At 71.7% G+C, this 11,338-nt stretch carries 9 protein-coding genes; 4 read left to right on the top strand and 5 right to left on the bottom strand.

Annotated features, from left to right (window positions below):
- Window positions 1-47 precede the first annotated feature (47 nt).
- From IE267_RS05000 to IE267_RS04990, 3 genes are all read right to left on the bottom strand, one after another.
- Window positions 48-1,070 (bottom strand): endonuclease/exonuclease/phosphatase family protein, encoded by a 1,023-nt coding sequence (locus IE267_RS05000; RefSeq protein WP_167153633.1) that lies wholly within the window; start codon window positions 1,068-1,070, stop codon window positions 48-50.
- Between the two features lie 184 nt (window positions 1,071-1,254).
- The gene (locus IE267_RS04995; RefSeq protein ID WP_189762493.1) at window positions 1,255-1,866 is read right to left on the bottom strand and encodes a TetR/AcrR family transcriptional regulator; all 612 of its coding nucleotides are present in this window, start codon (window positions 1,864-1,866) and stop codon (window positions 1,255-1,257) included.
- A 61-nt stretch (window positions 1,867-1,927) separates the two neighbouring features.
- A complete protein-coding gene (locus tag IE267_RS04990) occupies window positions 1,928-3,535 on the bottom strand; it encodes an MFS transporter (protein ID WP_167153631.1) in 1,608 nt (535 codons plus the stop codon).
- A 197-nt stretch (window positions 3,536-3,732) separates the two neighbouring features.
- On the opposite strand from IE267_RS04990, the gene panB reads away from it, so the two are divergent.
- The 3 genes from panB (at window position 3,733) to IE267_RS04975 (ending at window position 6,724) form a co-directional block, all read left to right on the top strand.
- The gene (gene panB, locus IE267_RS04985) at window positions 3,733-4,605 is read left to right on the top strand and encodes a 3-methyl-2-oxobutanoate hydroxymethyltransferase (RefSeq protein ID WP_167153629.1); all 873 of its coding nucleotides are present in this window, start codon (window positions 3,733-3,735) and stop codon (window positions 4,603-4,605) included.
- A gap of 233 nt (window positions 4,606-4,838) precedes the next feature.
- Window positions 4,839-5,873, top strand: a complete 1,035-nt coding sequence (locus IE267_RS04980; protein ID WP_167153627.1) for an ATP-binding cassette domain-containing protein — start codon at window positions 4,839-4,841, stop codon at window positions 5,871-5,873.
- Entirely contained in the window at window positions 5,870-6,724 is an 855-nt protein-coding gene (locus IE267_RS04975; RefSeq protein WP_161245841.1) for an ABC transporter permease, read from the top strand. Before IE267_RS04980 ends, IE267_RS04975 begins: the two co-directional genes overlap by 4 nt.
- A 40-nt stretch (window positions 6,725-6,764) precedes the next feature.
- Here the strand turns inward: IE267_RS04975 and IE267_RS04970 are convergent, their stop codons facing one another.
- Window positions 6,765-10,064 carry an AfsR/SARP family transcriptional regulator gene (locus IE267_RS04970; protein ID WP_189762273.1) on the bottom strand — a complete coding sequence of 1,100 codons (3,300 nt, stop codon included), beginning with the start codon at window positions 10,062-10,064 and terminating at the stop codon, window positions 6,765-6,767.
- 183 nt (window positions 10,065-10,247) lie between these two features.
- Between IE267_RS04970 and IE267_RS04965 the strand changes: the two genes are divergently transcribed.
- Window positions 10,248-11,051, top strand: a complete 804-nt coding sequence (locus tag IE267_RS04965) for a site-2 protease family protein (RefSeq protein ID WP_167153623.1) — start codon at window positions 10,248-10,250, stop codon at window positions 11,049-11,051.
- Here IE267_RS04965 and IE267_RS04960 read toward each other — a convergent pair.
- Window positions 11,035-11,223: a hypothetical protein gene (locus tag IE267_RS04960; RefSeq protein ID WP_189762272.1), complete on the bottom strand. Its 189-nt coding sequence runs from the start codon at window positions 11,221-11,223 to the stop codon at window positions 11,035-11,037. The two genes, IE267_RS04965 and IE267_RS04960, sit on opposite strands and share 17 nt — an antisense overlap.
- Between the last annotated feature and the right edge of the window lie 115 nt (window positions 11,224-11,338).

Genomic DNA, 11,338 nt, shown 5'->3' with positions numbered 1-11,338 from the left:
CGGGGGCGCCCCCGAGGGACGCCCCGGCCCGGACCCGGACCCGTGCCTCAGACCTGGAGCCGGGCCGCGATCGGCAGGTGGTCGCTCTCCGTCTTCGGCAGCGTCCACGACGACTTGGGCTCGATGCCCTTGACCATGATCTGGTCGATGCGGGCCATCGGGAACGAGGCCGGCCAGCTGAAGCCGAATCCGCTGCCCGCCGCGCCCTGGGTGGAGCGCATCTGGGCGGTGACGTTGTTCAGGGAGCGGTCGTTCATCGTGCCGTTGAGGTCACCGAGCAGGACCACCTTCTTGTTCGGCTCGGCCGAGATCGCCTCGCCCAGCAAGTAGGCGCTGTTGTCCCGCTGGTTGGCGGTGAACCCGGCGTTCAGCTTGACCCGCACCGAGGGCATGTGGGCGACGTACACCGCGATGTCGCCGGTCGGGGTCTTCACCGTGGAGCGCATCGCGCGCGTCCAGCCCATGTTGATGTCGACGGGCCGGCTGTCGCTGAGCGGGTACTTGGACCACAGGCCGACCGTGCCCTGCACCGAGTGGTACGGGTAGAGGTCGGCGAGCGCCCTCTTGTACGTGTCGACCTCGTCGCTCGGGATCTCCTCCAGCGCCAGCACCTGCGCCCCGGAGGACGCGACCTGGCGGGCGGTGCCGTTCGGGTCGGGGTTCTGGGCGTTGACGTTGTGGGTGGCCACCACCAGGTTGCCGCCCGAGCCCTGCTTGTCGGTGAGCAGCCCGCCGAACACGTTGAACCAGACGATCACCGGCAGCAGCAGCGCGACGAGCGCGCTCGCCGAGCGGCGCCACAGCGCGAGGCCGAGCAGCACCGGCAGGAACACGCCGAGCCAGGGCAGGAAGGTCTCGGAGAGCGAGCCGAGGTTGCCGATCGAGTTGGGGATGCGGCCGTGCACCAGCATCACCAGGGCGATCAGTACGGAGAGCCCCGCGAGTACCAGGCCGCGGCGCCAGATGCCGCGGTCGCCCCGCCAGCGGTCCAACTGGCGCCGGAACCGGGACCCGGTGCGCTCGCCCTCCGCGCTGCCGTCGCCCGTCTCCGTCATGTACGCCCGCGCCATACCGCTGTCCTCACTGCTGTTTCCGCACATCGTGTCCGCGTGTTCGACCCTAGGCGAAAACGAGTGCGTTTCCCTGCCGCCGTACCTCTCGTACGACATTCCCTACGGCCAGCAGGACGACCGGGCGCGGTGACGGGTTCCAGGACTGCGGCCGTGCGGGCGGCCTGTAACGAAATGCGCATATTCAGCGGGCCGGGCGGAGCCCTTCGAGTACGGCGTCCACGATGCGTGCGGCGAAGTCGGGGCCGGGCAGTTCGGTGTCGGGCCGCATCATCGTGCGGACCAGCATGGGGGCGACGAAGAGGTCGCCCGCCATGTCGAGATCGAGCCCGGCGCGGAGTTCACCGGTGGCGATCCCCCGCCGCAGCACTTCGTCGAAGAGCTCACGGCGGGGGTCGATCACCGTGCTGTGGTACTTGCACCAGAGCTTGGGATAACTCTGCATCTGCGCGAAGACGTTGTGCAGCAGCGCGGAGGACCGCTTGGCGGCTCCGCGCCGGCGCACGTCCTCCACCATGGCGATCAGGTCGCCCCGCAGGGACTGGCCGGGCAGCGGCTCGGCGGGCGACTCCATGGACTGGACGACCTCGACGAAGAGCTCCTCCTTGCCGGACCAGCGCCGGTAGATGGTGGCCTTGCCGACGCCCGCGGTGCGGGCGACGCGTTCGATGGAGAGGTCGGCGAGCGACACGCCTTCCTCCAGCAGCTTGATCACGGCTTCCAGGATCTGCCGTTCCACGGCCTCGGAGCGGGGCCGCCCGCGCCGTGGTTCGCCGTTGTCCCGCCGCTTGTCCATCAGGGTCACACCCGCTCCGCTTCCGTCGACCGACCCGCTGATTGTCCCGAAGCCCACCGCGCTACTTGCGGGCGGCCTCCGCGGGCCGGTCCTGTGCCGTGGGCGTCCGGTCCGCGGGCGGCTTCCCGGGCAGGAACAGGGCGACGACGAGCGCGCCGAGCAGCGCCACGCCGGACGAGGCGAGCGCGGTGACGTGCATGGCGTGGATGAACGCGTCGTCGGCCGGGCCGATCAGGACCTTGCCCGCCGGTCCCATCCGCTCGGCGATGCCGAGGGTCGCCTCGATGGATTCGCCCGCCGCCTTGCGCGCCCCTTCGGGGACCGCGTCGAGGTGGCCCTCGATGTCGCCGCGGTAGACGGTGGAGAGCAGCGAGCCGAGCACCGCGACGCCGAGCGCGCCGCCGACCTGGCGGAAGGTGTTGTTGACGGCCGAGCCCGAACCGGCCTTCTCACGCGGCAGGGACTGCATGATCGAGACGGTGACGGGCGGCATGATGTGGGCCATTCCGGTGCCCTGGACGAAGAAGACGACCTCCATGACCCAGATCGGGGTGTTCGCGTCGAACAGGCCGAAGGCGGCGAGGCCGACGGCCACCAGGATCAGGCCCGCGGTGCAGACCGCCCGCGCGCCGAACCGGTCGACGACGAGCCGGGCCCGTGGCGCGAAGATCATCTGGGCGGCGGCGAGCGGCAGGATGAGCAGCCCGGACTGCAGGGCGCTGTAGCCGCGCACGCTCTGCATGTAGAAAACCGAGAAGAAGGTCACGCCCATCAGCGCGAAGAAGGTCAGCGCGATGGCGACGACCGCCGCCGAGAACGCCGGCTTCTTGAAGTAGGTGATGTCGATGGCGGGGTGGTCGCAGCGCTTCTCGTACACGACGAAGCCCACCAGGACCGCGATGCCGCCGAGGATCGTGGCGAGCACGGTGGGATCGGTGAAGTCCGCCAGTTCGCCGCCGTGGATGATGCCGTACACGAGCAGGACGAGGCCCACCACGGACAGCAGCACGCCGACCGGGTCGAGCTTGCCGGGATTGGGGTCCTTGGAGTCCGGTACGAGGACGACCATGGCGATCAGGGCGATGATCACGACCGGGACGTTGACCAGGAAGACCGAGCCCCACCAGAAGTGCTGGAGCAGGATGCCGCCGGTGATCGGGCCGATCGCGATGGCGAGGCCCACGCCGCCGGCCCAGATGCCGATCGCCTTGGGCTGCTCGTCGCGCTCGAAGACGTTCATGAGGACGGCGAGGGTGGCCGGCATCACGAACGCGCCGCCCAGGCCCATCAGGGCACGGAAGGCGATGAGCTGGTCCGGGGAGTTGGAGAAGGCCGCGAGCACCGAGCCGAGGCCGAAGACCGTGATGCCGAAGAGCAGGATCTTCTTGCGGCCGAGCCGGTCGCCGAGCAGGCCGGAGGTGAAGAGGAGCCCGGCGAAGACGAGGGTGTAGGCGTTGATCGCCCACTCCAGCTCGCTCTGGGTGGCGCCGAGACCGGTGGGGGCGGGGCTCGCGATCGTCTTGACGGCGACGTTCAGGATCGAGTTGTCGAGGACGACGATCAGGAGGCTGAGCATCAGGACGGCGAGGATCGCCCAGCGTCGACGGTGGACGGCTTCGGGTATCCGAGGTGCGGCCGGGGCACCGGACGCGGTAGGCGTGGTTGACATGCCGTCCAGCCTAGACGCATTTCGATACGAGACCGTCTCGTATAGAAAGCTCTTTGCTTTTCGGACACCGGTTCGTTTCGTGACCGATTTACCTTCCCGACACACCCACTTCCCGGGGGAGGGCACGGGATGCCACCATGGATGTGGTCCGGAGACGCCGTGAGGGCGCTTCGAGATGACGAACAGGAGCCGTTGCGATGACGCAACCACTTCAGGCTGCCCAGAAGACCCCCGACAGCAGCGATCCCAAGGCGCTGTACGGAGGCAAGGGCACCCGGCGCATCACCGTCCACGACATCGCCGCCGCCAAGGCGCGCGGCGAGAAGTGGCCCATGCTCACGGCCTACGACGCGATGACCGCGTCCGTCTTCGACGAGGCCGGGATTCCGGTCCTGCTCGTGGGCGACTCGATGGGGAACTGTCACCTCGGTTACGAGACGACCGTCCCGGTCACCCTGGACGAGATCACCATGCTGTCCGCGGCCGTCGTACGGGGCACCTCGCGCGCCCTGGTCGTGGCCGACCTGCCGTTCGGCTCCTACCAGGAGGGCCCGGTACAAGCCCTTCGCACCGCGATGCGGCTGGTCAAGGACGCGGGTGTGGGGGCGGTGAAGCTGGAGGGCGGCGAGCGCAGCCACGAGCAGATCAGGCTGCTCGTCGACTCCGGCATCCCGGTCATGGGGCACATCGGCCTCACCCCGCAGTCCGTGAACACGCTGGGCTACCGGGTGCAGGGCCGCGGCGACGAGGCGGCGCACCAGCTGCTGCGCGACGCCAAGGCGGTGCAGGACGCGGGCGCCTTCGCGATCGTCCTGGAGCTGATTCCGGGCGAGCTCGCGACCGAGGTCACGCGCAGCCTGCACATCCCCACGGTCGGCATCGGCGCGGGCGTCGACTGCGACGCCCAGGTGCTCGTCTACACCGACATGGTGGGCCTGACGCCGGGCAGGACGCCCCGTTTCACCAAGCAGTACATGAACCTGCGCGAGTCTCTCGGGAACGCGGCGAAGGCGTTCGCGGGAGAGGTCGTCGGCGGGTCCTTCCCCGCCGAGGAGCACACCTTCCACTGATCCGTCGCCGAGCGCTGGTCCGTTGCCCCTATAGCCACTGCGGTCACGACGACAGTCCGCCGACTTCCCCCATCGGCGGGCTGTCCGTCGTTGTGGCGCGCATCCCGTGGCGGCGCCCGGCCGGTGGGCGTGCTCCGGTGGCACAGGTGGCGGTGGATGTCCGCACTCTGCTGTCCACAGTCTGTCGGCGGTCTGTCGGTGGCTTGTCGGTGGCGGCTGGCATCTTGGTGTCCATGACGCGAATCGACAAGAAGCCCAGGAACAACGGGGAAGGCGCGGCCGGCATCGCCGTCTCCGTGCGGGGGCTGGTGAAGCACTTCGGCGACACCAAGGCGCTGGACGGCGTCGACCTGGACGTCCGCGAGGGCACCGTGCTCGGTGTCCTCGGACCCAACGGCGCGGGCAAGACCACGCTCGTACGCTGCCTGTCCACCCTGCTCGTGCCGGACGCCGGAACCGCCGTCGTCGCCGGGTACGACGTGGTGCGGCAGCCCCGGCAGCTGCGCCGCACCATCGGCCTGACCGGGCAGTACGCCTCGGTCGACGAGAAGCTGTCCGGCCGCGAGAACCTGTACATGATCGGCCGGCTGCTCGACCTGTCGCGCAAGGAAGCCCGCTCCCGCGCCGACGAGCTCCTGGAGCGCTTCTCGCTCACGGACGCCGGCAAGCGGCTCGCGGCGACCTACTCCGGAGGCATGCGGCGCCGGCTCGACCTGGCCGCCTCCATGATCGGCCACCCGGCCGTGCTGTACCTGGACGAGCCGACGACGGGCCTGGACCCGCGCACCCGCAACGAGGTGTGGGACGAGGTGCGCCGGATGGTCGCCGAGGGCGCCACCGTGCTCCTGACCACGCAGTACATGGAGGAGGCCGAGCAGTTGGCGAGCGAGCTGACGGTCATCGACCGCGGCAGGGTCATCGCCAACGGTGAGGTCGACGAGCTGAAGGCCCGGGTCGGCGGCCGCACCCTCCAGATCCGGCCCACCGACCCGGAGCAGCTGGGCGCGATGGCGCGGGCCGTCACCGAGGCGGGCCTGGACGGCGTCTCGGGCACCCAGGTCGTGCCGGACGAGGGCGTGCTCAACGTCCCGATCCTCAGCGACGAGCAACTGACCGCAGTGGTCGGCCTGTTGGGATCGCGCGGCTACGGCATCGCCCACATAGGCACCCACCTTCCCAGCCTGGACGAGGTGTTCCTGGCCATCACCGGCCAGAAGACCGCCGACTCCCAGGACGCCACCCGTAAGACCGAGGAGGTCGCGGCATGAGCGCCACCACCACCGTCAACGCGCCTGCCCAGCAGGCCCCTTCGCCCCCGCGGGCGGCCGTCGGGTCCGACGACGCACGCATCGGGCTGCGCGCGAACCTGCGCCACATCGGCGCCCTGGCGCGCCGCAACATGCTCCAGATCAAGGCCGACCCGGAGTCGATGTTCGACGCCGTCCTGATGCCGATCATCTTCGTGCTGCTCTTCGTGTACGTCTTCGGCGGCGCGATGTTCGGCGACGGCAACCGCGGCCAGTACGTCAACTACCTGGTGCCCGGCCTGATGGCGATGATGGGCCTCAACATCGCGATGGCGGTCGGCACCGGTGTCAACGACGACTTCAAGAAGGGGGTGATGGACCGGTTCCGGACGATGCCCATCGCCCGGTCCTCCGTCCTCATCGCCAAGATGGTGGTCGAGGTCGGCCGCATGCTGGTGGCCACCACGATCCTGCTCATCATGGGCTTCATCCTGGGTCTGAGCGTCAGCACCTCGGTGTTCGGCCTGCTCGGCGCCATCGGCCTGTCCCTGGTGTTCGGCGCGTCCCTCATGTGGATCTTCATCCTGCTCGGACTCACCATGAAAACGGTCCAGGCCGTCCAGGGAGTGGCCATGCTCGTGCTGATGCCGCTGCAGTTCGGCTCGTCCATCTTCGCCAAGCCGACCACGATGCCGGGCTGGCTCCAGTCCTTCACCGACTACAACCCTCTGTCCAACCTGGCGGACGCGGCCCGCGGCCTGATCACCGGTGGCCCGGTCGCCCACTCCGCGCTGATGACCCTGGCCTGGTCCGCGGGCATCACACTGGTGACGGCTCCGCTGGCGGTCGCCAAGTTCCGCAAGCGCACCTGATTCTGACGGTACGTCAGCCCTGTCGGTGACGTCGGTGACGTCAGTCCTGCCGGTCCTTGCGAGCGCGTCGCACCAGGGCGGTGGCCTCCTCCGCGGAGAGGCCGCCGCCCTCGGCGTACGCGGCCCCGTAGGCGGCGGCGTCGAGCAGGGCCCGCGTGATGCGCTCGGCCACGGCCCGCTGCTCCACCTCGACGGGCGAGGAGAAGTGGCCGACCGGGAGCAGGGCGTCATGGGCGCCGATCAGACGGGCCGCGTCCAGGCCGTTGTCCGTGCCGCCGAGCCCCGCGACGGCCCAGGCGGCGGTGAGCAGATGCACCGCGATCATCTCCGGCGCGACCATCCGCGCCAGCGGCTCCTGGGCCCTGTCCAGCGCGACGAGCGCCCCGGACAGGGCATCGGCGTACAGCCCCTCCTCGTTGTCCAGCCAGGCCCGCACGCCGAGCACGAAGCCTTCGAACAGCATGAGGTTGGCGGAACGGAACTCCCGCAGCATGATGGCGATCTGCTCGCGCGCCTCGTCGAACCGCCGGGTGCGGCCGAGCCACATGGTGAGGAAGAGCCGGGCCGCGGGCCGCGCCTCGACGCCCGAGCGCCGGCCGTCGGCCAGGAGCTCGCGGAGCAGCGCCTCGCCGCGCTCCGCCTCCCCCGTCTCCAGGAGCGCGGCGGCCAGGCGGGCCTTGAGCAGGGACACCTGGGCCTCGGCCCCGAGCTCCTCGGCGCGTTCGAGGGCGGCGGCGAAGTCCTGGGCGGCGAGGCCGAATTGGCCCCTCTTCTCACGCGCCTCGCCGCGGGCCCCGAGCGCCTCGGCCGCACCCCAGGCGTCCCCCAGACGCTGGAACATCAGGAGGCTGCGGTCGGCGTCGGCGGTCGCGTCGCCCGACCATTCGGCCCGGTTGGCCCGGACGTTGGCGCGCATCTGGAGGGCGGCGGCCAGCTCCCACTCGTAGCCGAACTCCTCGCAGGCCGTCACGGTCGCGTCCAGCACCTCCTTCAGGAACTCCTGGTCGCCGCTGAGCACGACGGGGAAGAACCAGAGCGAGGCCGGCATGCGGCAGGTCTGCGGAAGGCCCGGCCGGTAGGCGGACACGATCGCCCGCAGCCGCTCCAGTGCCTCGGGGGTGGTCCACACGTCCAAGTCGTGGTCCATGGAAGCCAGTTGGACCAGGTGCACGCCGCGCCGCGCCTCCTGGAGCACCTCGTCGTCGAACGGGGGCGGAGCATCCGTGCAGCGGACGTGGACGGGCGGCGCGGGCGCCACGGGCGGCGCGAAGGGATCGGGGCCGAGCGCGGCCACCTCCCGCCCCCAGTGCCGTGAATCGACCCGCAGGTCCCGCATCTGCCAGTACCAGAGCATGGCGTGCACCAGGCACAGCGCCTCCTGCTCGTCGCGCAGCGCGACCGAGCGGCGCAGCGCGGTCCGCAGGTTCTCGTACTCGCGCTCGAAGGTGTCGATCGCGGCCCGCTGTCCGGGGCCGCGCAGCTCGGCGTCGGTGAGCCGGGCGAGCTCGCGGTAGTACGTGAGGTGGCGCCGCTCGGCGGCCGCGCGGCCGCCGCTGCCGGCGAGCCGCTCGGCGGCGTACTCGGCGACGGTTTCGAGCAGCCGGTAGCGCATCTCGCCGGTGTCGTCGGGGGCGGCCACGACGAGCGACTTGTCGACGAGCGAGCCGAGTACGGCCGCGACGTCGGGGCCCGCGGGCGCGCCGCCCTCGGCGCACACCGCCTCCGCCGCCGCCAGGTCGCAGCCGCCCGCGAAGACGGCGAGCCGGCCGAGCACCGCGCGTTCGGCGGACTCCAGGAGGTCCCAGGACCAGTCCACGACGGCCCGCAGGGTCTGCTGCCGGGGCAGCACGGTGCGGCTGCCGCTGATGAGCAGCCGGAAGCGGTCGTCGAGCCGGTCCGCGATCTGACGTGGCGTCAGCATGCGCAGGCGGGCCGCGGCCAGCTCGATGGCGAGCGGCAGTCCGTCCAGGCGGCGGCAGATCTCGGCAGCGGCCGCCGGGTCGTCCGCGACCCGGAAGCCGGGCCGGGCAGCGGCCCCCCGCTCGGCGAACAGGCGCAGCGCGAAGGGCGCGGGCAGCGGCTCGACGGGACGCACCAACTCGCCCGGCACGCCGAGCGGTTCACGGCTGGTGGCGAGGACGACCAGCCGCGGGCAGCGGGCCAGGAGGTACTCGGCGAGTTCGGCGGCGGCGCCGATCACATGCTCGCAGTTGTCCAGGAGCAGCAGCATCCGGCGCGGCGCGCAGTGCTCGGCGAGCCGGACCACAGGGTCGTCCGCGCGCGGGTCGGCGGTCCTGAAGTCCTCGGCGCCGGCCGCGTGCAGCACCGTCTTACGGGCTCCGACGGCGGTGAGCACGGCGGCCGGCACCCCGGACGGGTCGTCCACGGGGGCGAGTTCGGCCAGCCACACCCCGTCCGGCCAGCCGGCCGCGAGGCCATCGGCGGCCTCCTGCGAGAGCCGGGTCTTGCCGGCCCCGCCGGGCCCGAGCAGGGTGACGAGCCGGGCGCTCTCCAGGTCGCCGCGGATGTCGGCGAGGTCCGCCTCGCGCCCGACGAACGAGGTGAGGCGAGCCCGCAGGTTGCCGTGCACCGGGGTGGCCGGCGGCACGGGCCCATCGGCCGCATGGAGCAACTCGCCGTGCATGGCGCGCAGTTCGGGCCCCGGGTCGGCGCCGAGTTCCTCGGCGAGCGTGGCGCGCACGCGCTCGAACGCGGCGAGCGCCTCGGCCGGGCGGCCCGCGGCACGCAGTGCCTTGATGCGCAGCGCGTGCAGCGGCTCGTCCAGCGGATGGCCTTCACACAGGACGGCGAGTTCGGCGAGCGTCTCGTCGGCGCGGCCGAGCGCGAGGACGGCGGCGAGCCGCAGCCGCCGGGCGTCGAGCCTACGGGCCTCGGCGCGGGCGGCCAGCGGGCCGGGGTCGGGCAGGTCGGCGAGCGCGGGCCCGGCCCACAGCGCGAGCGCGTCGTCCAGCAGGGCGGTGGCCTTCGCCGCGTCGCCCTCCTCCAGGGCGCGGGCCCCGTCGGCGGCGAGCCGCTCGAAGCGGTGCAGGTCGATGTCGTCGTCCTCGGCGGCGAGCCCGTATCCGCCGCCCTCCGCGGAGAACACCGCGTCGTGGCCGAGCACCCGGCGCAGCCGGCCGACCAGCGCCTGGAGCGCGGCCGGAGCGTCCGCGGGCGGCCGGTCCCCCCAGACCTCGTCGACGAGGAGACCCACGGGCGCGGCCCGGCCCGGCCGCAGCGCGAGCACCGTCAGGAGGGCGCGCAGCCGCGCACCGCCGAGGGCGAGGGGGCTGCCGTCGAGGTGGTGGACCTGGGTGTTGCCGAGAATCCGGTAGCGCACGTCCCCATTCTCATCGACGCCGCCGCGCCCCGGTCCCCCGCGGCGGAACTACCGGCGGCTCCCGGGACGTTTGACGCTGGGAACCCCCCTTTCGATCCGGGCGGGGGCCGGACACGGGCACGTACCCCCTGTACGGTCGGGCGCGTTCGTCCCGACCGTCCCGCCAGCACAGGAGCCGACCGCATGGCCACCGCAACCTCCCGCCACCACGACCGGCGGATCAGCCCGGTCTTCCTCGGGATCGTCGCCGTCATGGCGGTCTCCGGGTGGGCGGTGTGGACGAGTTACGCCGCCTCGCGCGGCCTCGCCGTGTTCCTGTTCGTCACGTCGGCATGGGTGGTGTCGCTGTGCCTGCACGAGTACGCGCACGCCCGCACGGCGCTGCACGGCGGTGACATCACGGTCGGCACCAAGGGCTACCTCACGCTCAACCCGCTGAAATACACGCACGCGCTGCTGTCGATCGTGCTGCCGGTCGTCTTCGTGATCATGGGCGGTATCGGTCTGCCCGGCGGCGCGGTCTTCATCGAGCGGAGCCGCATCCGGGGCCGCTGGCGGCACAGCCTGATCTCGGCGGCGGGCCCGCTCACCAACGTGCTGTTCGCCGTGGTGTGCACCGCCCCGTTCTGGCTGCACGCGCTCGACGGGGTGCCCGACGACTTCCGGTACGCGCTGGCGTTCCTGGCGCTGCTCCAGGTGTCGGCGGCGCTGCTCAACTTCCTGCCGGTGCCGGGTCTCGACGGGTACGGGATCATCGAGCCGTGGCTCTCGCACGCGGCGCGGCGCCAGGTCGAGCCGTTCGCCCCGTTCGGGCTGCTCGCGGTGTTCGGGCTGCTGTGGATTCCCGAGGTCAACCAGGAGTTCTTCCGACTCGTCGACGCCATCCTGGGCGGGCTCGGGGTGCCGGACTGGGCCGCGGCGACCGGCCGCGGCCTCTACCAGTTCTGGCCGGACCTCGGCAGCCTCTCGATCACTCCGCAGCGCTAGCGTTCGCCCGCTCGGCGCGGCCCCTGCGCAGGTAGTACCAGCACATGTTGGACGAAAGCCCGACGAGCAGCACCCAGATGATTCCGAGCCAGCTGCCCTGGGCGAAGGAGACCACGGCCGCGACGACGGCGAGGACACAGACGACGAGGGCGTACAGAGCGAGGCGGGGCATGGAGGTCGGCTCCTGTCGGGTACGGCTGCTGTGCGGCACTGCGGTCGAGCGGGACGAAAGGGACGGGCGGGCGCGCTCGGCACCCGCCGGTCCAGTGTCCCCCATGCCCGTCGGC

Origin of the sequence: Streptomyces xanthochromogenes, from assembly GCF_014650455.1 — a bacterium.
Taxonomy (GTDB): domain Bacteria; phylum Actinomycetota; class Actinomycetes; order Streptomycetales; family Streptomycetaceae; genus Streptomyces; species Streptomyces xanthochromogenes.
Note: the sequence above shows the minus strand (reverse complement) of the source record. Positions and strands in the feature narration are given on the sequence as shown.